The sequence below is a fragment of the Pseudomonas sp. Z18(2022) genome (assembly GCF_036346535.1).
GTDB classification, from domain to species: Bacteria; Pseudomonadota; Gammaproteobacteria; order Pseudomonadales; family Pseudomonadaceae; genus Aquipseudomonas; species Aquipseudomonas yamanorum_A.
On record NZ_JAOTOA010000007.1, the window covers coordinates 74,046 to 96,473 of the forward strand.

Consider the following 22,428-nt stretch of genomic DNA (forward strand, 5'->3'; position numbering starts at 1 on the left):
GAGCCGTGACCGCCAAGGTGACCTGCGCCAACTCAGCGAACTGATCACCAGCGTCACTCCGCTCGTCACCCAGACCCTGGGCGAAGGCCGGGCGATGGGGGCTTATTCGCTGGGCCAGGGCTTTCTCAACTCATCTTCCAGTACCCGCTTTGATGAATTGCTGCAGCAACTGGAAAAACTCCAGGCCGAATATGGCCTGAAACTGCAAGACGCCCTCGGCGCCAGCAAACCCGCTCACGCTGCCCTGGCAAGCCTGGCGGACGCGAGCAAAGCCAGCCTCAAGCAAGGCAGTGAGTTGTTCGAAGAACAGGTCGTCATGGCCGAAACCCTGGACGCCCCGTGGCAAGGGTTTTACGACGAAGTCAGCACATTGATGGCCAAGACCTATCAGTTGGACGAAGCCACCCTGGCGTTCCTCGAGCAGCAACTGGAGCAGCGCCTGTCGGAAAACCGCACACACATGATCGGGTTGGTGGCAGCCCTGTCGTCGGTGTTTTTGCTGATCTTCTACCTGTACGCCGGGTTCTACGCCTCCACCCGCACCACCCTGCGCCGCCTCGGGGCGATGATGGACAAGGTGGCGGCGGGCGACATGACCGTCACCTTCGTGGCCCACAGCCGTGACGAACTGGGGGACTTGGGCCAGGTGTTCAACGGCACTGTGGCCAAGATCCATGACTTGATCGAGCGGGTAGGGCACACCGTCAACCAGGTCGAACACCAGGCTGGGCAAGTGGAGTCGGTTTCGGCCAGCAGCAACCAGGCCGTGTCCGGCCAGCGCAGCCAGATCGAGCAAGTGGCCACCGCCATGAACCAGATGTCATCCACTGCCCAGGAAGTGGCCCGCAGCGCGGCAGCGGCGGTCAGCAGCGCCCACAGCGTCAACGATGAAACCGTCAGCGGTCGTGGCCTGGTGCAGTCCCAGCAAGGCAGCATCGCGGCGTTGGCCTCGGAGATCGATCAATCGGTGCGGGTGATCAACCAGTTGGCCATCGACAGCCAGTCCATCAGCCGCGTACTGGAAGTGATCAAGAGCATTGCCGAACAAACCAATCTGCTGGCGCTGAATGCCGCCATCGAGGCCGCGCGCGCCGGTGAGCAAGGGCGCGGTTTTGCCGTGGTGGCCGATGAGGTGCGCACCCTGGCCCGGCGCACCCAACACTCCACCGAGGAAATCGAGCAGATGATCGCCAAGCTCCACAGCGGTGTCGGCGCGGCAGTGAAGGCCATGGGCACCAGCCACGAGATGGCCAATGGCACCGTGGGCCAGTCGGAAAAAGTCCAGCAGGCTCTGGAAAATATCCTCGGCGCCGTGGGCATGATCGTCGACCAGAACCAGCAGATTGCCGCTGCCGTTGAGCAGCAGACCGCCGTGGCCCACGATATCGATCAGAACATCGTTGAAATCAACCGTGCCGGTGAACACGCGGCGCACGGCGCGCACCAGACCGAAGAGGCCAGCCGGCAGTTGTCCTTGCAGGTGATCGAGCTGAAGCAGTTGATCGGTGCCTTTCGGGTGTGAGGTTTGGCTGTAGGATTACTTCGAGGGTGGCGTGGCATTTGTCTTATTTTTGGTGCTGACCTTTTTCCGCTGCCAAAATAGACCAAAATTTGTGCCACATATTTCTCGGAGGTTCGCTTATGACCGCTGCCATTGTCGGCGTCAGAGGGCATTGCGTCCTTTGCGATGTGTCCTTTGAGCTCAAGCCCTGGCAGCTCAATGCCATTGCCATCAACGAACCCTTTGAGTGCCCGTATTGCCACAAAGGCGTGGAACCGAGTTGCCCCAAGCAGTTGAAGCAGTTCAAGTCCCTGGAGAACCTAGGCCTGCTGCGCCCGAGCATGATCGTACTCACCAGCGCGGCGCTGCTGGTGGCACTGGTGGCGGAGTGGATAGGGCTGATCAGCGTGATCGGGCAGCTAAACATCTCACTGGTGGCTGTGCTGATCTACTTCATCACCTTGCGCTATGCCCGTCATCGCCAGCGAATGACCCTGACACTGCGTGAGGTAAAACCCTTACCAGTTGAATAGCTCGCAGGCATTGCGGGTGCTCGCTTGCGCCAATGCTGAAGGACTGATGCCCATGCGCTCCGCCAGAGCGGTGCAGATGTCGGGCAGGTGTTCGGGGCTGTTGCGCTGGCCGGGGTACATCACGGGCGCCATGTCCGGCGAGTCGGTTTCCAGCACTACGGTTTCCAGTGGCAGGCGGGCGATCACCTTGTGCATCCGCAGGGCTTGGGGCCATGTCGCCGCGCCGCCCAGGCCCAGTTTGAAACCGAGCTTGATGTACTCGCGAGCCTCTTCCTGGCTGCCGGCAAATGCGTGAATGATGCCGCCCCGTGGCAGGCGAATGCGCTTGAGGGTGGCGATCACGGCGGCGTGGCTGCGGCGCACGTGCAGCAGCGCCGGGAGCTGGAAATCCACGGCCAACTTCAGTTGGGCTTCAAACAGGGCCTGCTGGCGTTCGCGATCCAGTTGTTCGAGGAAGTAATCCAGGCCGATTTCCCCCACCGCACACAGTTGCCGGTGGCCGCTCAAGCGGGTCAGCCAGTCGCCCAGCTCCGTCAGGTCGGCGGGGCGATGGTCGTCGAGATACACCGGATGCAGGCCGAAAGCGGCGAATAGATCCGCGTCCGTTTGCACCAGGTCCCACAGCCGTTGCCAATTCTGCTGATAGACCCCCAGCACCACCATCCGGCGCACACCCGACTCGCGGCTGCGCGTCAGGACTTCACTGCGGTCGGCATCGAAGTCCGGAAAGTCCAGATGGGTGTGGCTGTCGATCAGCTCCACACCGTTTACTCCGCGTGAATCCGCTGCTTGAAGGTACGGCCGATGGCATGCACGCCCGGCGCGTAGTGCTGTTCTTCAATGGCCGCCAGCGCCAGGCGCAGCGCGGTGTCGGCGATCAATTGATGCTGCTGGGCCATGGCGTTCACTGGCAGCGGCAGGAAGTCCAGCAACTGTGTGTCGCCAAAGGTGCCGAGGCGCAGGGGGCGGGATTTGAGCGGGAAATCATGCAGCGCATCAAACACGCCTTGCAGCAGCACGTAGGACGTCGTCACCAGCGCGTCAGGCAAATGCCCCAGGCTTTGCAGCAATTGCTCCATCAGCTGTCGGCCACAGTCGCGACTGAAGGCCTCGCCCTGTTCGATCAGCACTTCACCGCTGAAGTCTTTCAGCGCTTCCTTGAAGCCGGCGGTACGTTCCTGGCTGATGCTCAGCTCGGGCCGGGCGCCGATCAACACGATCTGCTTGGGCAGCGGTTGCAGCAGGCTGCTGGTCAATTGCTGGCAGGCCTGGCGATCATCACTGACCACCGAGCAGAACTGCGTAGACTCCATGACCCGGTCGATGGCGATCACCGGCAGCCCCTTGGCTTGCAGTTCACGGTAGCTGTCGTCGCTGGCCGGCAGGCAGCTGGCAACAAACAGCGCATCGCACCGGCGGGCGCGGAACAACTGCAGCAATTGCCGTTCACTGTTGGCGTCGTCGTCGGAGCTGGCGATCAGCAGTTGATAGCCACGGGCCCGCGCGCCTTGTTCCAGAAGCTTGGCGATCCGGGCGTAACTGGGGTTTTCCAGGTCCGGCAGGATAAAGCCCAGGGTACGGGTGTGCCGGCTGCGCAGCCCGGCGGCCTGGGGGTTGGGCGTAAAGCCATGTTCTTCAACCACGGCGCGCACCCGTTCGACGGTTGCGCTGCTGATCCGTTGCTGTTCGGCCTTGCCATTGATGACGTAGCTGGCGGTGGTCACGGACACACCGGCAATGCGCGCGATATCACTGAGTTTCAAACCGGGATTTCCTTGTTTTTTAGAGCTTGCCCCGACACTTTGTCCAATCGTAACCGATTACTGCAGGCGACCATTGTCGCAACTCAACAGCCGAGTGGCTCTTCAATCATGCTTAATTAACGCGTAATCTGCCATAAATTCTAGATTAAACGTTTCAGCAAGCGTATTTTTACGATTATCGCGACGAACGTGGTCCTGCCAACTGACCACTCAGTCAATTTTATTCGAACGCTTTTGCACTGATTTATTCAAAATAATACCTAGTGCGCCCGCCGCACTAACTAGGAGAACGGCATGCTTGAGCTCACCCACGAGCAGATTTCCATGGGCCAGACGGCTGTGGATAAGTCTGCTGCCTTGCAACTGCTCGCTGAAAAACTGGTGGCCGATGGCCTGGTCGCCGAGGGATACCTCAGTGGCTTGCAAGCGCGTGAAGCCCAGGGCTCGACCTTTCTCGGCCAAGGCATCGCCATCCCCCACGGCACCCCGGAGACCCGCGACCAAGTGTTCGCCACCGGCGTGCGCCTGCTGCAGTTTCCCGACGGTGTGGATTGGGGCGATGGCCAGATCGTCTACCTGGCGATCGGCATTGCCGCCAAATCCGACGAACACCTGCGCCTGCTGCAACTGCTGACCCGCGCCCTCGGCGAGACCGACCTGGGCCAGGCCCTGCGTCGCGCCGGCTCCGCCGAAGCCTTGCTGAAGCTGCTGCAAGGTGCGCCGCAGGAGTTGGCGCTGGATGCACAGATGATCGGCCTGGGCGTGTCGGCTGACGATTTCGAAGAGCTTGTCTGGAGAGGCGCGCGCCTGTTGCGCCAGGCCGATTGCGTGAGCAATGGTTTTGCCGCCGTGCTGCAGCAAGTCGACGCGCTGCCCCTGGGCGATGGCCTGTGGTGGCTGCACAGCGAGCAGACGGTCAAACGTCCGGGCCTGGCCTTTGTCACTCCGGACAAACCCATGCGCTACCTGGGCCAGCCCTTGAGTGGCCTGTTCTGCCTGGCCAGCCTGGGCGAGGCCCACCAAACCCTGCTCGAACGCCTGTGTGCCTTGCTGATCGAAGGTCGCGGCCAGGAACTCGGCCGCGCCACCAGCAGCCGCGCCGTGCTGGAAGTGCTCGGCGGTGAGTTGCCTGCCGACTGGCCAAGCGTGCGCATCGCCCTGGCCAACGCCCACGGCTTGCATGCGCGCCCGGCGAAGATCCTCGCGCAGTTGGCAAAAAGTTTTGACGGTGAAATCCGTGTGCGCATCGTGGATGGCGACGTCAGCGCCGTGTCGGTAAAAAGCCTGAGCAAGTTGCTGAGCCTCGGCGCGCGTCGTGGTCAGGTGCTGGAGTTTGTCGCTGAACCGGGCATTGCCGGTGACGCCTTGCCGGCCTTGTTGGCGGCGGTGGAAGAAGGCCTTGGCGAAGAAGTCGAGCCGCTGCCGGCGGTCAGCGTTCAACAGGCTGTGGTCGACATCGAACCGGTGCTCAGCGCGCCAGCATCCGGCAGCCTGATCCAGGCCATCGCCGCCGCTCCCGGCATCGCGATTGGCCCGGCACATATCCAGGTGCTGCAACCCTTCGAGTACAAGCTGCGCGGCGAGTCGCCGGTGATCGAGCGCCAACGCCTGCACGCCGCGTTGACCGATGTGCGCCAGGATATCCAGGGCCTGATCGAACGCAGTAAGTCCAAGGCCATTCGCGAGATCTTCATCACCCATCAAGAGATGCTCGACGACCCGGAACTGACCGACGAAGTCGAGACGCGCCTCAAGCAGGGCGAAAGCGCCGAAGCGGCCTGGATGAGCGTGATCGAAGCCGCCGCCAAACAGCAGGAATCGCTGCAGGACGCCTTGCTCGCTGAGCGCGCCGCCGATCTGCGTGACATTGGCCGCCGCGTGCTGGCGCAACTGTGTGGCGTCGAAACTGCTCAGGAGCCCGACGAACCCTACATCCTGGTGATGGACGAAGTCGGCCCCTCGGACGTGGCACGCCTGGATCCGGTGCGTGTCGCCGGCATCCTCACTGCCCGTGGCGGCGCCACCGCCCACAGCGCCATCGTCGCCCGTGCCCTGGGCATTCCGGCGCTGGTGGGCGCAGGCGCTGCCGTGTTGCTGCTGGCGTCCGGCACGCCGTTGTTGCTTGATGGCCAGCGCGGTCGCCTGCATGTCGACGCCGACGCCGCCACCTTGCAGCGTGCCACCGTCGAGCGCGACACCCGCGAACAACGCCTGCAAGCCGCTGCCGCGCAACGCCATGAGCCGGCCCTGACCCGCGACGGCCACGCCGTTGAAGTATTCGCCAATATCGGCGAAAGCGCCGGGGTTGCCAGCGCGGTGGAGCAGGGCGCCGAAGGCATTGGCCTGCTGCGCACCGAACTGATTTTCATGGCCCACAAACAGGCGCCCGACGAAGCCACTCAGGAAGCCGAATACCGCCGCGTGCTCGACGGCCTCGGCGGTCGGCCGCTGGTGGTGCGCACCCTCGATGTGGGCGGCGACAAACCGCTGCCGTACTGGCCGATCGCCAAGGAAGAAAACCCCTTCCTCGGCGTGCGCGGCATTCGCCTGACCCTGCAACGCCCGCAGATCATGGAAGCGCAATTGCGCGCGTTGCTGCGCTCGGCGGATAACCGTCCGCTGCGCATCATGTTCCCCATGGTCGGCAGCGTTGACGAGTGGCGCCAGGCCCGTGAGATGACCGAGCGCCTGCGCCTGGAAATCCCGGTGGCCGACCTGCAACTGGGGATCATGATCGAAGTGCCGTCGGCCGCGCTGCTGGCGCCGGTGCTGGCCAAGGAAGTGGACTTTTTCAGCGTCGGCACCAACGACCTGACCCAGTACACCCTGGCCATCGACCGTGGCCACCCGACGCTGTCGGCCCAGGCGGATGGCCTGCACCCGGCGGTGCTGCAATTGATCGACATCACCGTGCGCGCCGCCCATGCCCATGGCAAATGGGTGGGCGTGTGCGGCGAGTTGGCGGCCGACCCGCTGGCGGTTCCGGTGCTGATCGGCCTGGGTGTGGATGAGCTGAGCGTCTCGGCGCGCAGCATCCCCGAGGTCAAGGCGCGGGTACGTGAATTCAGTCTGGTCGAGGCTCAAGGCCTGGCCCAAAAAGCCCTGGCGGTGGGTTCTCCCGCCGAAGTGCGTGCACTTGTGGAGGCCGTGTAAATGGCAAGGATTTTAAGCCTGACGCTGAACCCGGCGTTGGACCTCACGGTACGCCTGGCCCGCCTGGAACCGGGTGAGGTCAACCGCAGCGAAGCGATGATCACCCACGCCGCCGGCAAGGGCGTGAACGTGGCCCAGGTGCTGGCGGACCTTGGCCATCAGGTGACCGTGGGCGGCTTTCTTGGGGAGGACAATCCTCAAGCGTTTGAGATGCTGATTGCGCGGCGTGGTTTTACCGATGCGTTTATTCGCGTGCCGGGCGAAACCCGCAGCAATATCAAGATCGCCGAGCAGGATGGGCGGGTAACGGACGTCAACGCACCCGGGCCGATAGTCAGTGAGCAGGCGCAACAGGCGCTGCTTGAACAACTGGCGCGGATTGCACCCGGATACGATGCGGTCGTCGTGGCCGGCAGCCTGCCTCGTGGCATCACCCCACAGTGGTTCCAGGGCTTGCTGCAGCAACTGAAAAACCTTGGTTTGAAAGTCGCCCTGGACACCAGCGGTGAAGCGTTGCGCGCCGGGCTGAATGCCGGCCCCTGGTTGATCAAACCCAACACTGAAGAACTGGCCGATGCCCTGGGTCATTCCACGGATGCAATCCGCGAGCTGCACCAGCTGGGTGTGGAACATGTGGTGGTCTCCGACGGTGCTGCGGGTGTGAGCTGGTATAGCCCCGGCACGGCATTGCACGCCACGCCGCCCAAGGTCCGCGTCGCCAGCACCGTGGGTGCCGGGGATTCGCTGCTGGCCGGGATGCTCCACGGTTTGCTGACCTTCGACGTGCCCGAAACCACCTTGCGCCGCGCCACCGCAATCGCCGCGATGGCGGTCACGCAGATCGGCTTCGGCATCACCGACGACGCACAGCTTGAGTCTTTGCAGAGCGGCGTCCACGTGCGCCCGCTGACAGAACAATAAGAGGGTTGGTCATGAAGTTAGCCATTGTTACTGCCTGCCCGAATGGCATGGTCACCAGCGTGCTGTGCGCCCGCTTGCTGGACGCCGCCGCGCAACGCCAGGGCTGGAGCACCAGCGTCGAAGTGGTCGATGTGCAACACCCGGAACGCCAGTTGTCGGCGGCCACCCTTGAGGCCGCTGAGTGGGTATTGCTGGTCACCAGCACCCCGGTGGACATGCAGCGTTTTGTCGGCAAGCGCGTATTCCGCAGCACGCCGGCCCAGGCGTTGCAGGATGTGGAAGCGGTGTTGCGTCGCGGGGCCGAAGAGGCCCAGGTGCAGGTGGCTGAAGCGGCTCCGGCTAAAAGCACGCCGCGTATCGTTGCGATCACCGCGTGCCCGACCGGCGTCGCCCACACCTTCATGGCTGCCGAAGCGTTGCAGCAAACAGCCAAGCGCCTGGGGTATGACCTGCAGGTGGAAACCCAGGGTTCGGTGGGCGCCCGCACGCCGTTGAGCCCGGAGGCGATTCGTGACGCCGACGTGGTGCTGCTGGCGGCGGATATCGAAGTCGCCACCGAGCGATTTGCCGGCAAGAAAATCTATCGCTGTGGCACCGGGATTGCGCTCAAGCAATCGGAGGTGACTCTCAACAAGGCGCTGGCCGAAGCCAAGCAGGAGTCCGCCGCCAGCGGTGGCGCTGCCAAGCCGGAAAAGACTGGTGTCTACAAACACCTGCTTACCGGCGTGTCGTTCATGCTGCCGATGGTAGTGGCGGGCGGTCTGCTGATCGCCCTGTCGTTCGTGTTCGGCATTCATGCCTTTGAAGAAAAAGGCACCCTGGCCGCCGCGCTGAAAACTGTCGGTGACCAGGCCTTCATGCTGATGGTGCCGCTGTTGGCAGGCTACATCGCCTACTCGATTGCCGACCGTCCGGGCCTGGCGCCCGGGATGATCGGCGGCCTGCTGGCCAGCACCTTGGGGGCGGGGTTTATCGGCGGGATCTTCGCCGGTTTCCTGGCTGGCTACTGCGTCAAATTCATCAGCCGCGCGATCCGCTTGCCACAGAGCCTGGAAGCCCTCAAACCGATCCTGATCATCCCGTTGCTGGCGAGCCTGTTCACGGGCCTGGCGATGATTTACCTGGTGGGGCCGCCGGTGGCGCAGATGCTCACCGGCCTCACGGATTTCCTCAGCACCATGGGCACCACCAACGCCGTGCTGCTGGGCATCTTGCTGGGCGGCATGATGTGCGTCGACCTGGGTGGGCCGATCAACAAGGCGGCCTATGCGTTTTCCGTCGGCCTGCTGGCGGCCCAGAGCGGCGCGCCGATGGCCGCGACCATGGCCGCCGGCATGGTGCCGCCGATTGGCATGGGCATCGCCACCTTGCTGGCACGACGCAAGTTCGCCCAGACCGAACGCGAGGCCGGCAAGGCGGCGCTGATCCTCGGCATGTGCTTTATCTCCGAAGGCGCGATTCCGTTTGCCGCCAAGGACCCGCTGCGGGTGATCCCGGCCAGCATCGCCGGCGGCGCATTGACCGGTGCGCTGTCGATGTATTTCGGCTGCAAGCTGATGGCGCCCCATGGCGGGTTGTTCGTGATGCTGATCCCGAATGCAATCAACCATGCGCTGCTGTATCTGTTTGCGATTGTGGCGGGGAGTTTGTTGACGGCGGTGGTGTATGCCTTGATCAAGCGGCCCGAAGCGGTCGAGTTGACGGTCGCGCCCGTCAAGGTCTGACTCGGTCAATGTGGGAGCTGGCTTGCCTGCGATAGCGGTGCATCAGCAACAGGGATGTCAACTGGCAGTCCGCCATCGCAGGCAAGCCAGCTCCCACATTTGATCTCCAGTGTCTGAGAGGGTGTCACACGCCCTTCACGCCCCCATGCTTAAGTTTCCCTTTTGCTGCTCGAGAGGGAACCTGCATGAGCCACTTCAATCTCGGCCGCCGCCGCGTGATGCAAGCCGTCGGCGCCGGCCTGTTGCTGCCGGGCCTCGCGCCAGCGGTGATCGCCTCGGTCAAGGACCGCCCGCAGCTCACCGACGGCGTGCAGTCCGGCGACCTGCTGGGCGACCGCGCGATGATCTGGAGCCGCAGCGACCGCCCGGCACGGATGGTGGTGGAGTGGGACACCCGCAGCGTGTTCAGCAACCCGCGCAAATTCGTCTCGCCCCTGGCCGACAGCCGCACCGACTTCACCGCCCGTGTCGAACTCACCGGCCTGCCCGTCGACCAGGCGATTTTCTACCGTGTGCACTTCGAAGACGCCCAGACCGGCGTGGCCAGCGAGCCCTGGTTCGGCCACCTGCGCAGCGTGCCGCAACAGCGCCGGGACATCCGCTTCGTATGGAGCGGCGACACCGTTGGCCAAGGCTTCGGCATCAACCCGGACATCGGCGGCATGCGCATCTACGAAGCCATGCGCCTGCGCCTGCCGGACTTCTTTATCCACAGCGGCGACACCATCTACGCCGACGGCCCGGTGCCCGCGCAACTGACCACCGAAGACGGACGCCTCTGGCGCAACATCACCACCGAAGCCAAGAGCAAAGTCGCCGAAACCCTGAATGAATACCGTGGCAACTACCGCTACAACCTGATGGACGACAACGTGCGCCGCTTCAACGCCGAAGTGCCGCAGATCTGGCAGTGGGACGACCACGAAGTGATCAACAACTGGTCGCCGAGCAAGCAGTTGGATGAGCGCTACAAGACTCGCGATATCAACACCCTGGTGGGCCGCGCACGCCAGGCCTGGCTGGAATATTCACCGATGCGCCGGCAGAGCGCTGACCAGGGCGGGCGCATCTATCGCAAGCTCAGCTATGGCCCGTTGCTGGATGTGTTTGTGCTGGACATGCGCAGCTATCGCGGGCCCAACGATGACAATCTTGGCGGTGAAAAACCGTTCCTTGGGCGTGAGCAACTGGACTGGCTCAAGCGCGAATTGAAGGCCTCCCAGGCCCAGTGGAAAGTCATTGCCGCCGACATGCCCATCGGTCTCGGTGTGCCCGACGGTGAAGTCAGCCCCGGTGTGCCGCGCTGGGAGGCCATCGCCAACGGCGACCCGGGCCCGGCCCAGGGACGGGAATTGGAGATCGCCGAATTGCTCGGGTTTTTGCGGGCGCAGCAGGTGCGCAATCACGTGTGGCTGACGGCGGATGTGCATTACTGCGCGGCCCATCATTACCACCCGGACCGGGCGGCGTTCCAGGACTTTGAGCCGTTCTGGGAGTTTGTCGCCGGGCCGCTGAATGCCGGGAGTTTCGGGCCTAATCCGCTGGATAAGACGTTTGGCCCGCAAGTGGTGTTCGAGAAGGCACCGACGGTGCAGAACAGCTCGCCGTTTGCCGGCTTCCAGTTTTTTGGCGAGGTGCAGATTGATGGGCAGACGGCGGAGTTGACCGTGATTTTGCGGGACCTGGATGGCGTGTCGGTGTTCGAGCAGAAGCTGCAGCCCGCCTGATTTGGAATGCCGTTAAAAATGTAGGAGCTGGCTTGCCTGCGATGGCGGAGTGTCAGTCAATAATTTTTAACTGATACACCGCCATCGCAGGCAAGCCAGCTCCCACAGTTGACCTTCATTGTCTGGAGGAAATCAGTAGACATCCCGGCGATAGCGCCCCTGCTCGATCAACCGCTCGACGGCTTCACTGCCCAGCACATCGTGCAGCACCTGCTCCACACCCGCCGCCATCCCCTGCAAACTGCCGCAGACATAAATCGCGGCGCCTTCCGCCACCCATTTACGCAGCACATCAGCCGACTCTCGCAGGCGATCCTGAACGTAGATTTTCTCTGCCTGGTCCCGGGAAAACGCCAGGTCCAGCAACGCCAGGTCACCGCTGGCCAGCCAGCCTTGCAACTCGTCCTGGCAGTGGTAGTCGTGGGCGATATTGCGTTCGCCAAACAGCAACCAGTTGCGCTGCTGGCCGTCGGCGATCCGAGCTTTGAGCAGGCTGCGCAACCCGGCCAGGCCAGTGCCGTTGCCCAATAGAATCATCGGCACCGGTTCGGTTGGCAAATGGAACCCACTGTTGCGCCGCAGCCGCAGGCTGATGCTCGAACCCTGCGGCGTATGCTCGGTCAGCCAGCCGGAAGCCACGCCCAGGCTGCCGTCGGGGTGGCGTTCCTGGCGCACGATCAGTTCCAGCACGCCATCGCTGGCAATCGAGGCGATGGAGTATTCGCGCATGCTCAACGGCACCAGTGCATTGACCAGCGCCTGGGCATGCAGGCCCACCAGGTGCGCGCGATTGTCCGGCAGTTGGCGGCTGGCCAGCGCCTGGTCCAGGGTGTGGGTCAGGCCGTCGATCACGACGCCTTCACTGCCGGCCAAGCCCAGACCCTCCAGGAAGTGTTCGATGGCCCACGGGCAATTGCGCGGCAGCACTTCCACCAGGTCACCCGCCAGCCAATCCCGGGGCGCGGGTGGGGTGAGGCCGAGCAGATAGACGCCGGAGCCACTGCTGTCCGGATTGAGCAGCGTGCGCTGGCTCAGCGTCCAGTTTTCATAAGTCGCGGTGGCCCATGCCGTCGCCGGTACATGGCCAGTCAGTTGACCCAGTTGTTGCTGCCAGTGCAGCAGGGCATCGGTGTCGCCGCTGTCGACTTCCACCGGGGCGAACAGTGGGTTGCCGCCCTGGTTGGTCAGCCAGAAATGCAGGCGCCGGGCGAAGCCGCAGAAGTGTTGATACTGGCGGTCACCCAAGGCCAGTACGGAGTAGTTCAAGCCCTTGAGGGACACGTCCCGGCCGAGCACGCTGCGCTCGAAACCCCGGGCGCTGTCCGGCGCTTCGCCGTCGCCGAAGGTGCTGACCACGAACAATGCATTGCTCGATTGGCGCAAATCCTCTTCGCTGACGCTGCCCAGCGATTGCACCTTCACCGGCAAGCCGGCGGCCTGCAATTGCCCGGCGGTCTGCCAGGCCAGTTGCTCGGCAAAGCCGCTCTGGCTGGCAAAACCGATCAGCCAGGCTGGTGCGTCGCTGTGGTTATCGGCCAGGCCTTTGCGTGCATCGCGCACCTGGCGTTTTTTGCGGCGACGGTCCAGGTACAGCAGCCAGCCGGTGATAAAGAACAGCGGCATGAGCAGCGCGGTGAAGGTCAGGATGATGCGCCCTGGCAGGCCGAAATAGCTGCCGGTGTGCAGTGCATAGATGCTGGTCAGAATCTGCGCCTTGAAGCTTTTGCCGGCGTAGGTGGCGTGGGACTTGACCTCGCCGGTGGCCGGGTCGAGGTTGATCTGGTTCAGGGCGCGGTCGTGGGGCGAGGTCTTCAGCAGGTAGTAGACCGTGGCGGGCTGGCCAGCCACTGCTGGCATACGGATGTTGTAGCCGCTCAAGCCGGGGCCGGCGTTGCTGTAGATGCTGCTCCAGATCGCGTCGTAATTGGCCACGGGCGTCGGGCCTTCCGGCGCCGGGCCGCGCTTGCGTACCCGTTCGTTTTGCGGAGCGTCGGACAGCAGCTTGGTCATGCCGTCGCTGTACCATTCGTAGGACCAGAACAGCCCGGTCAGTGCCGCCAATAGATAGAACAGCAGGCACCAGGTGCCGAACACCGAGTGCAGGTCCCAGTTGAAGCTGCGGCCCTTTTTGCGCCAGTCCAGGGTCAACCACGCACGCCAGCTTGCCACCTGGCGCGGCCAGCGCAGGTACAGGCCCGAGAGGCAGAAGAACACCAGGATCAAAGTGCAGGCGCCGGTGATTTGCCGGCCAGTGTCGCCGATGGCGAGGAAGCGGTGCAGTTGCAGCACGAAGCCGAAGAAGTCCTGGCCGACCGGGTCGCCCAGGTAGTCGCCGGTGTACGGGTCGAAGTAGCGCATCTGGCCGCGACGTTCACCGGGCGGTGGAGTGAACCAGGCCTTGGCGGCATTGGTGCTGTCGGGTTGCACCGTGAGCATCGACACGACTTTGCCTTCCCGGGCTTCCAACAGGCGCACCAGTTCAGCGGGCGGCAGTACACCGGCCGGGCGCTGTTGAACCGTCAATATGGTCGGGTTCAGCGCCTCGATGATTTCGTCCTGGAACGACACCGTCGCGCCGGTGATCCCCATCAAGGCCAACACCAGCCCGGCGGTAATGCCGAAGAACCAATGCAACTGGAACAGGGTTTTCTTCAACACGTCGTACGGCCTCGTCATCAGGTTAGGTGTCTCACGGCGCGCATTATGCCGCGAGTTGTCGAGAAAGATTCTTTTTTACACGCAAAAACCCCACGCATCCGATGCGTGGGGTTTTGTGCGGTGATTTGTATCGGTTTAGAAATGGAAACTGGTGGTCAACATGGCTGTGCGGCCTGCCGCCTGGTTGGCGAAGTGTGCTGCGAACGCCTTGTCGTAATAGGTCTTGTCGGTCAGGTTCTGCACGTTCAGTTGCAGGTCGACATTCTTGGTCAGCTTGTAGCTGGCCATGGCGTCGTAGCGGGTGTAGGACGGCACGTACACGGTGTTGCCAGCATCGCCGTAGACTTCGTCGACATAGAACGCGCCGCCGCCGATGGTCAGCTTGGGTGTCACGTCATAAGTGGTCCAGAGGCTGAAGCTGTTTTTCGGCGTGTTGGGCATTTGGTTGCCCTTGCTGGAGCCGCTGCCGATGACGCCGTTACGACCGTTCAACCCCGGGTCTACCAGTTCGCTTTTCAGGTAGCTGTAGCCGGCGAACACTTGCCAGTGATCGGTGAGCTTGCCGCTGGCGGACAGCTCCAGGCCGTCGACGCGGGATTCGCCGCCGTTTTCATAGGTCAGCGCGTCCACCAGGATCCGCGTGTTTTTCTTCTCGGTGCGGAACACCGCCGCGGTCAGAGACAGGCGATCATGGAACAGGTCCCACTTGGTGCCCAGCTCATAGTTGACGGTTTCTTCCGGTTGCAGGTCGCTGGTGGCGGCCCCGGCAGACAGCGGGTTGCCGTCGGCGCCTTCACCCACCAGACCGCCGGCAGGCGATGCCGAGGTGGCGTAGGAGGCGTAGATGCTGCCGTTTTCCGCTGGCTTCCAGACGAGGCCGGCCTGCCAGTTGAAGAACTGGCTGTCATTCTTGATCTTGCTGCGGGCCTTGACGGTAGCGCTCGGCACCGCGTTGGTGTTGGCCACGGTGTCGAAGGTGTCGTAGCGCAGGCCGACGTTCAGCAGCCATTGCGGGTCAAGTTCGATGGTGTCGAACACGTAGGCCGCGCGGCTGGTGGCCTTGGTGTTGGTGCCGTTGTAGTTACGCGTGATGCTGCTGTTCCACGGGTCGTTCGGGTTTGGGTTGCTCAACGAAGTACAGCTGGGCGCGGTGCCGGGGTTGCACACTTGCGCGTTGTTGGAGGTGCCGAAGTTGTAGCCGCTGACACGGGTTTCTTCACCGGTGAATTCCAGGCCGGTGGAGTAAGAGTGCTTGAAGCCCAGGGCCTGGAAGCTGCCAAACAGGTCGGTCTGGTTGGTGGTGGTTTCGGTGGTGGACACGCGGGCGTTGGCGCGGCGCCATACGGTGCCGAATTGGCTGACGTTGCGCTTGCTGTCGTCCGGTTGTGTGAGGATGTAATCCTGCCCGGTGTTGCCATGGCGCAGGGTGTTTTTCAGCGTCATGTTCTCGTTCAGGTCGTGCTCGATGGAGAACGTACTGATGTCGGCGCGGGTCTTGCGGAAGTCGCGATCTTTCAGGCCGTAGAAGTTATTGCTGTCGCCGCCATCGGTGGGTTTGTCATGGCCGTGGGTAGCGGCGGTCGGCGAGCTGTAGCCATACGGAATCCCCGAATCCGGCAGGTCGTTGCTTTCCATGTGGTAGTAGCTGACGTTGACGCGGGTCGGTGTGCCCAGGCCGAAGGTCAGCGACGGCGCCACGCCCCAACGGTCGTAGTTGACGGCGTCACGCCCGGCGACGTTCTGTTCGTGGCTCATCAGGTTCAGGCGGAATGCCGCGCTGTCGAGGAACTGGCGGTTGACGTCGAGCACGTAGCGGCGGGTCTGGTCGGAGCCGTAGGTGAAACCACCGTTGGTGAAGTCCCGCGCCTGTGGCGTCTTGCTCACCAGGTTGAGGCTGCCGCCGGCCGAACCGCGACCGCCGAAGGATGAGTTGGGGCCTTTGCTGACTTCGATGGATTCGATGTCGAAGATCTCACGGCTCTGGCCGCCGGTGTCGCGCACGCCGTCGAGGTAGGTGTCGCCCTGGGCGTCGAAACCGCGAATGAACGGACGGTCGCCCTGAGGGTTGCCGCCTTCACCGGCGCCGAAGGTAATCCCCGGCACGGTGCGCAAGGCATCCTGCAACGAGGTGGCGGCGGTGTCCTTGAGTACTTGTTGCGGCACGACTGTGACCGAGCGCGGGGTATCTACCAGCGGTGCGGTGTACTTCTGCGAGGAGGCTTTTTCGACCTGGTAGGACGTGCTGTCCTGTTCCTGGCCGGTGATGCTGGTGGCTCCCAGGGAAATGCTGTTGCGCTCGCCTTTCTGCTCGGTGTCTTCAGCTGCTTGCGCCATTTGGGCGGCAGCACTGGCACTGATGGCAACGCCGATGGCCGAGGCCAGCAAACGCGGTGAACTGGCAGGTGTTTTTATAGAAGTGCGCGGCATGACAGTGTCCTTTCCCCAAGGAGGTGAGGCCGCGGAATATAGGGAGAACAAGACTTTATATCAATTGCGATACATTACTATTCGCACTGAATTTACGTTCTTTACACTTTTTGCTTACGGTTTTTACTCTCTCGTTCGTCCTTTGGGCGGAGTAGGGTTGTACACAGTCAATAAGAATCACTACCATTGGCGCCTCACTGTTTTCAGGTAACGCCCTCATGTTGCTGCACATTCCCGGCCTGTTCTCTCGCGAGGAAGTGCTGCGCATCCGCGAAGCCCTGGCGCACACCGAATGGGCCGACGGCAAAATCACTGCCGGGCATCAGTCGGCCAAGGCCAAACACAACCTGCAACTGCCGGAAGGCCACCCGCTTGCGAAGGAAATCGGCGCGGCGATCCTTGAGCGCCTGTGGAAAAGCCCGCTCTTTATGTCAGCGGCGTTGCCGCACAAGGTCATCCCGCCGTTGGTGAACTGTTACACCGCTGGCGGCAGTTTCGACTTCCATATCGACAACGCCGTGCGCCAGTCCAAGGGCAGCCACGAGCGAGTGCGCACCGACCTGTCCTCCACCGTGTTTTTCAGCGACCCCGACGACTACGACGGCGGCGAGCTGGAAATCCAGGACACCTTCGGCTTGCAACGGGTCAAGTTGCCGGCGGGTGACATGGTGCTGTACCCCGGCTCCAGCCTGCACAAGGTCAACGCCGTGACCCGTGGCGCGCGCTACGCCTCGTTTTTCTGGACCCAGAGCCTGGTGCGCGAAGACAGCCAGCGCACCTTGCTGTTCGAGATGGACGGTGCGATCCAGCAGTTGAGCCGGGACGTGCCCGACCACCCGGCGCTGATCCAGCTCACCGGCACTTATCACAACCTGCTGCGCCGCTGGGTTGAGGTCTGACCATGGGCTTTTTATTGCGTCGAGAAGAAGTGCTCAACGTCGAGCAATTGCAGAGCATGCTCGACGATTCCCCGGTGCGCGCCGCCCAGGCGATTCTGATCGCGGCGAAGGAGGGCGTGGTGGATGCCCAGGCGCTGCTTGGGCAAATCCTGCTGGAAGGGCGCGGCATCGAGCGCGATGAAGCGCTGGCGGTGCGCTGGTTCCGCATCGCGGCCCAAGGCGGGCACTTGATGGCGCGCAACATGCTCGGGCGCTGCCTGGAGCATGGCTGGGGTTGCGAGGCGGATGCCGTGGCGGCGGCCCGGGAATATCGGCTGGCGGCGGAGGCCGGGCTGGGTTGGGGCTTGTACAACTACGCCAACCTGCTGGCGACCGGGCGCGGGGTTGCCGAGGATCAAGCCCAGGCGCTGGCGTGTTATCGACAGGCAGCGGAACTGGGCCATGCCAAGTCGATGAACCTGTTGGGGCGTTACCTGGAAGAAGGGCAGTTCTGCCCAAGGGATCTGGAGGCGGCGGTGGGGTGGTATCGCCGGTCAGCAGAAGGCGGGGATTTTCGCGGGCAGTTCAGTTATGCGGCGGTGTTGGCGGATCGCGGTCAGGTCGACGCGGCGCTGGAATGGCTGCGCAAGGCGCTGGCGGGCGGGAATTTGAAGTTTTTGCGTGTGGCGCACAAGGCGTTGTGTGCCGCCAACGACCCGCAGATACGGGCGATGGCCGAGGCCTATCAAGATCGTGCTACGCAATTAAACCTGTAGGAGCCGGCTTGCCGGCGATGAGGCCCGAACGATCAATGTGATCTCAAGGGCCCTATCGCCGGCAAGCCGGCTCCTACAAGGGGGGCTTACAGGTAGAACGATTTCAGCGGCGGGAAGCCATTGAATTCAACCGCGCTGTAGCTGGTGGTGTACGCACCGGTAGACAACCAGTACATCCGGTCACCAATCGCCAGGTTCAGCGGCAGGCCGTACTTGTAGTTCTCGTACATGATGTCGGCGCTGTCGCAGGTGGGGCCGGCGATGACCACTTCTTCCATCTCGCCTTTCTTCTCGGTCCAGATCGGGAACTTGATGGCTTCGTCCATGGTTTCGATCAGGCCGGAGAATTTGCCCACGTCGGTGTATACCCAACGCTCGACGGCGGTACGGGATTTGCGCGCAACCAATACCACTTCACTCACCAGAATGCCGGCGTTGGCGATCAACGAACGGCCCGGTTCCAGGATGATTTCCGGCAGGTCGTCACCGAAATCTTCCTTGAGGAAGCGGATGATTTCCTCGGCGTAGGTTTCCAGGCTGTTGGTGCGGGTGATGTAGTTGGCCGGGAAGCCACCGCCCATGTTGATCAGCTTCAGGTGGATACCGTCTTCTTCCTTCAGGCGCTCGAAGATCACTTTGACCTTGGCGATCGCCGCGTCCCACACGCTGATGTCACGCTGTTGCGAGCCGACGTGGAAGGAGATGCCGTAAGGCACCAGGCCCAGGTCGCGGGCCAGGATCAGCAGGTCCATGGCCATGTCGGTCTGGCAGCCGAATTTGCGCGACAGCGGCCAGTCGGCCGTGGTCGAGCCTTCGGTGAGGATACGCACGTACACTTTCGAACCCGGCGCGGCCTTGGCGATGTTGCGCAGGTCGGCTTCGGAGTCGGTGGAGAACAGGCGCACGCCCTTCTCGTAGAAGTAGCGGATGTCCTTGGATTTCTTGATGGTGTTGCCGTAGCTGATACGGTCGGGGCTGACGCCGCGGTCCATGACCTTGTCCAGCTCGTAGATCGACGCGATGTCGAAGCTCGAGCCTTTATCCTTGAGCAGGTCGATGATCTCGACGGCCGGGTTGGCCTTGACGGCGTAGTACACCTTGGCGAATTCGAAACCGGCGCGCAGGTCATCGTAGGCCTGGCTGATCATCGCGGTGTCGATCACCACGAACGGGGTTTCCTGGGTATCGGCGAACGCCTTCATTTTGTCAAAAGTGGCGCGCGCGAAATAGTCTTCGACCTGGATCGACATGCTGGGAACTCCTACTGGCAAACTAGATTGATCAATGGGTGCAAATGAACGTCCTCCGTATCCCCACTTTGGTTCGCCTACTTCCCAAGGCATGTCGCCGAAAGCAAAAAGGCCATGGGATCAACTGCTTCCCTTGGCCTTGCTGTCTCGTCGTCAGTACTTGAGCCGGATGGATCGTTTCCAGCATGGACGTTCGGCGCGAACTTTAGGACGTGAGGGGCTATAGATCAACTAAAAATGTCGCGTTTTTGCACGCGTTCGTCGTGAGGCCGCGTGCAGCTACTTATGTAACCGACCGGTGTGACGGATTGATGTTCCCCCAGGAGTGTTATTCGAGGGGAATTTGGAGCGCTTTTGTGGCGAGGGAGCAAGCTCCCTCGCCACAAGGGGATATCAGGCCAGTGCTGTCTCGGCAGGCGACACGATACTGGTCTTGCCCCCACGGGACTTACCGGAACTCAGGTACTCGGCAATCGACTCCTGGGTCACTTCCCCGAGGAACACCCGCTCCGCATCCATCACCGGCAACCATGAGCGGTTGAACTCGTACATGCGCGACAACAGGATGCGCAAATGCTCGTCGTACGCCGCCGTGGCGTTGAACTCGCGCAGGTACTGGCCGCAGGTGCCGGTCTGACGGTGCAGGTCGCGACGTCGCACATAACCCAGTGCCTTGTTCTCGGCATCGGTGACCACCACGTAGCGACGGTCGAGTTCGTCCATCTGCTCCAGGGCATCTGCCACCGGCGTTTCCGGGCTGACGGACGGTGCGTTGTCCGCCGCATCCTCGGCCTTCACCAGCAACAGGCGCTTGAGGGTGCTGTCCTGGCCCACGAAGTTGCTGACGAACTCGTCGGCAGGGTGGGCCAGCAGGGTGTCCGGGTGATCGATCTGCAGCAGCTTGCCGGCGCGGAAGATCGCGATCTTGTCACCCAGCTTGATGGCTTCGTCGATGTCGTGGCTGACCATGATCACGGTCTTGTTCAGCGCGCGCTGCATCTCGAAGAACTCGTTCTGGATCATCTCGCGGTTGATCGGGTCGACCGCACCGAACGGCTCATCCATCAGCAGCAGCGGGGCATCCGCCGCCAGGGCCCGGATTACGCCGATCCGCTGTTGCTGGCCACCGGACAGTTCACGCGGGTAGCGGTGCAGGTACTGCTTGGGCTCCAGCTTGATCATGCTCATCAACTCGCGGGCGCGGTCGTGGCATTTCTGCTTGTCCCAGCCCAGCAGCTTGGGCACGACAACGATGTTCTCTTCGATGGTCATGTTCGGGAACAGGCCGATCTGCTGGATCACGTAGCCGATGTTGCGACGCAGGGTCACTTCGTCGAGGTCGGTGGTGTCTTCGCCGTTGATCAGGATCTTGCCCGAGGTCGGCTTGATCAGGCGGTTGATCATCTTCAGCGTGGTGCTCTTGCCGCAGCCCGACGGGCCGAGGAATACGCAAATTTCGCCTTCGTTGACGGTCAGGCTTACGGAATCAACGGCGGTAATGGTCTTGCCGTTGCTTTGGAAGGTCTTGGTCAGGTTTTGAAGTTCGATCATTTGAGCAGTCCTTTTGGAGTCAGCGTGCGTTGCAGCCATTGCAGAAGCAGGTCGGCGAAGATGGCCAGGAGACTGACCAGCACGGCGCCAACGATCAGCATCGACATGTCGCTGCGGCTGATGGAAGCCAGAATAAGTACACCCAGGCCACCGGCGCCGATGGTGGCGGCGATGGTCATCACACCAATGTTCATGACGACGGCTGTGCGCACACCGGCGAGGATCACCGGTACGGCAATCGGCAGCTCGACCATGCGCAGGCGCTGGCCGAAGGTCATGCCGATGCCTTTGGCGGCTTCGCGGATGCCCGGCTCAACGCCGGTGAGGGCGAGGTAGGTGTTACGCATGATGGGCAGCAGGGAGTAGAGGAACACGGCGGTGATCGCCGGCATCGGCCCCAGGCCCTGGCCAAACTTGGAGTAGAACGGCAGCAGCAGGCCGAACAAGGCAATCGACGGCACGGTGAGCAGCACCGTGGCGCTGGCTTGCAACGGGCCGGCGAGTGTCGGGAAGCGGGTCATCAGCACGCCCAGGGGCACGCCCACGACGATTGCCAGGATCACGGCAATACCGACCAGGGTGATGTGCTGCCAGGTCAGGTGCAGGACTTGGGCCCAATCAAGATGGGAAAAGGCGTTCAGGAATTCCATGTCTTCTCCTCTTAGTTGATCGGATGCTGGCGCAGGAAATCTGCGGCCACGGCGGACGGGCTTTCATGGTCGACGTCGACCCGCGCGTTCAGCTGGCGCATGGTTTCGTTGTCGAACAGCGCGGCCAGCGGTTTCAGGTCGGCGGCCAATTCAGGGTGGGCGTCGAGATAAACCTGACGCACCACAGGCGCTGCGGTGTAGTCCGGGAAGTAATGCTTGTCGTCCTCCAGCAGCTTCAATTTGAAGGCGTTCAGGCGACCGTCGGTGGTGTAGACCAAACCGGCAAACACCTGGCCATTACGCAGCGCGGTGTACACCAGGCCGGCGTCCATCTGCCGGGTGTTCTTGCGGGTCAGGTTCATTTCGTAGAGCTTGACCATGCCGGCCATGCCGTCGGAACGGTTGGCGAACTCGGTGTCGAGGGCCACCAGGCGCGTGCCCTTGGTTTTCTCGGCGAGGGCCGTGGTCAGGTCGCTGATGCTGTTGATCTGCGGGAATTCCTTGGCCACGTTCTCTGGCAGCGCCAGGGCGTAGGTGTTGCTGAATTTCGACGGGGAGAGCCAGACCAGGCCTTTTTTAGCGTCGAGTTCTTTCACCCGGGCGTAGGACTGTTCGCTGTCGAGTTTCTCGTCGACGTGGTTATAGGCCACCAGCGACACGCCGGTGTATTCCCAGATCAGGTCCAGTTGCCCGCTTTCCTGGGCACTGCGCGCCAGGTTGCTGCCCAGGCCGCCGGTCACACGGGTGTCGTAACCCTTGGTGCGCAGGTACTGGGAAGTGATTTCGGCGAGCAGGGTCTGTTCGGTGAACACCCGGGCGCCGATGCGGATGACCGGTTTTTCAGCGGCTTGTGCAAATCCTGCGAACAGCAGGACGCAGCTCAATATCAATGTCAGTTTTTTCATGTGAATTCCTT

General features: G+C 62.5%; 16 protein-coding genes. 8 read left to right on the forward strand and 8 right to left on the reverse strand.

What is annotated here, in order from left to right:
* The first annotated feature begins 817 nt into the window (after positions 1–817).
* Positions 818–1,522, forward strand: coding sequence for a methyl-accepting chemotaxis protein (locus V3W39_RS33810; protein ID WP_442968408.1), 705 nt, complete (start codon positions 818–820; stop codon positions 1,520–1,522).
* 119 nt (positions 1,523–1,641) lie between these two features.
* Positions 1,642–2,034, forward strand: coding sequence for a hypothetical protein (locus tag V3W39_RS16660; protein ID WP_259195882.1), 393 nt, complete (start codon positions 1,642–1,644; stop codon positions 2,032–2,034).
* Here V3W39_RS16660 and V3W39_RS16665 read toward each other — a convergent pair.
* Together V3W39_RS16665 and cra are read right to left on the reverse strand one after the other, a co-directional pair.
* A complete protein-coding gene (locus tag V3W39_RS16665) occupies positions 2,020–2,796 on the reverse strand; it encodes a TatD family hydrolase (protein ID WP_177120535.1) in 777 nt (258 codons plus the stop codon). The genes V3W39_RS16660 and V3W39_RS16665 overlap by 15 nt on opposite strands.
* Before the next feature lie 5 nt (positions 2,797–2,801).
* Positions 2,802–3,797 carry a catabolite repressor/activator gene (gene cra / locus V3W39_RS16670; RefSeq protein ID WP_177043402.1) on the reverse strand — a complete coding sequence of 332 codons (996 nt, stop codon included), beginning with the start codon at positions 3,795–3,797 and terminating at the stop codon, positions 2,802–2,804.
* Between the two features lie 294 nt (positions 3,798–4,091).
* Between cra and ptsP the strand changes: the two genes are divergently transcribed.
* From ptsP to V3W39_RS16690, 4 genes are all read left to right on the forward strand, one after another.
* Positions 4,092–6,950, forward strand: a complete 2,859-nt coding sequence (gene ptsP, locus V3W39_RS16675) for a phosphoenolpyruvate--protein phosphotransferase (RefSeq protein ID WP_330212984.1) — start codon at positions 4,092–4,094, stop codon at positions 6,948–6,950.
* Complete coding sequence (gene pfkB / locus V3W39_RS16680) at positions 6,951–7,871, forward strand: 1-phosphofructokinase (RefSeq protein ID WP_177113458.1); 921 nt, start codon at positions 6,951–6,953, stop codon at positions 7,869–7,871.
* 11 nt (positions 7,872–7,882) lie between these two features.
* Complete coding sequence (locus tag V3W39_RS16685) at positions 7,883–9,595, forward strand: PTS fructose-like transporter subunit IIB (protein ID WP_330212985.1); 1,713 nt, start codon at positions 7,883–7,885, stop codon at positions 9,593–9,595.
* A 185-nt stretch (positions 9,596–9,780) separates the two neighbouring features.
* The gene (locus V3W39_RS16690) at positions 9,781–11,322 is read left to right on the forward strand and encodes an alkaline phosphatase D family protein (protein ID WP_330212986.1); all 1,542 of its coding nucleotides are present in this window, start codon (positions 9,781–9,783) and stop codon (positions 11,320–11,322) included.
* A gap of 132 nt (positions 11,323–11,454) precedes the next feature.
* Here V3W39_RS16690 and V3W39_RS16695 read toward each other — a convergent pair whose 3' ends face one another.
* Entirely contained in the window at positions 11,455–13,980 is a 2,526-nt protein-coding gene (locus V3W39_RS16695; protein WP_330213009.1) for a sulfite reductase flavoprotein subunit alpha, read from the reverse strand.
* Between the two features lie 135 nt (positions 13,981–14,115).
* A complete protein-coding gene (locus V3W39_RS16700) occupies positions 14,116–16,407 on the reverse strand; it encodes a TonB-dependent receptor (RefSeq protein WP_330212987.1) in 2,292 nt (763 codons plus the stop codon).
* A 218-nt stretch (positions 16,408–16,625) separates the two neighbouring features.
* Here V3W39_RS16700 and V3W39_RS16705 point away from each other — a divergent pair, with 218 nt between their 5' ends.
* Positions 16,626–17,306 carry a Fe2+-dependent dioxygenase gene (locus V3W39_RS16705; protein ID WP_177043408.1) on the forward strand — a complete coding sequence of 227 codons (681 nt, stop codon included), beginning with the start codon at positions 16,626–16,628 and terminating at the stop codon, positions 17,304–17,306.
* 2 nt (positions 17,307–17,308) lie between these two features.
* Positions 17,309–18,061 carry a tetratricopeptide repeat protein gene (locus tag V3W39_RS16710; protein WP_330212988.1) on the forward strand — a complete coding sequence of 251 codons (753 nt, stop codon included), beginning with the start codon at positions 17,309–17,311 and terminating at the stop codon, positions 18,059–18,061.
* 86 nt (positions 18,062–18,147) lie between these two features.
* Here the strand turns inward: V3W39_RS16710 and V3W39_RS16715 are convergent, their stop codons facing one another.
* The 4 genes from V3W39_RS16715 to V3W39_RS16730 form a co-directional block, all read right to left on the reverse strand.
* Positions 18,148–19,311 carry a type III PLP-dependent enzyme gene (locus V3W39_RS16715; RefSeq protein ID WP_003215969.1) on the reverse strand — a complete coding sequence of 388 codons (1,164 nt, stop codon included), beginning with the start codon at positions 19,309–19,311 and terminating at the stop codon, positions 18,148–18,150.
* A gap of 393 nt (positions 19,312–19,704) precedes the next feature.
* A complete protein-coding gene (locus V3W39_RS16720; protein WP_008437274.1) occupies positions 19,705–20,862 on the reverse strand; it encodes an osmoprotectant ABC transporter ATP-binding protein OsmV in 1,158 nt (385 codons plus the stop codon).
* Positions 20,859–21,512, reverse strand: coding sequence for an ABC transporter permease (locus tag V3W39_RS16725; RefSeq protein WP_003215973.1), 654 nt, complete (start codon positions 21,510–21,512; stop codon positions 20,859–20,861). Before V3W39_RS16725 ends, V3W39_RS16720 begins: the two co-directional genes overlap by 4 nt.
* Before the next feature lie 11 nt (positions 21,513–21,523).
* Positions 21,524–22,417: a glycine betaine ABC transporter substrate-binding protein gene (locus V3W39_RS16730; protein ID WP_177043410.1), complete on the reverse strand. Its 894-nt coding sequence runs from the start codon at positions 22,415–22,417 to the stop codon at positions 21,524–21,526.
* Positions 22,418–22,428: the final 11 nt, after the last annotated feature.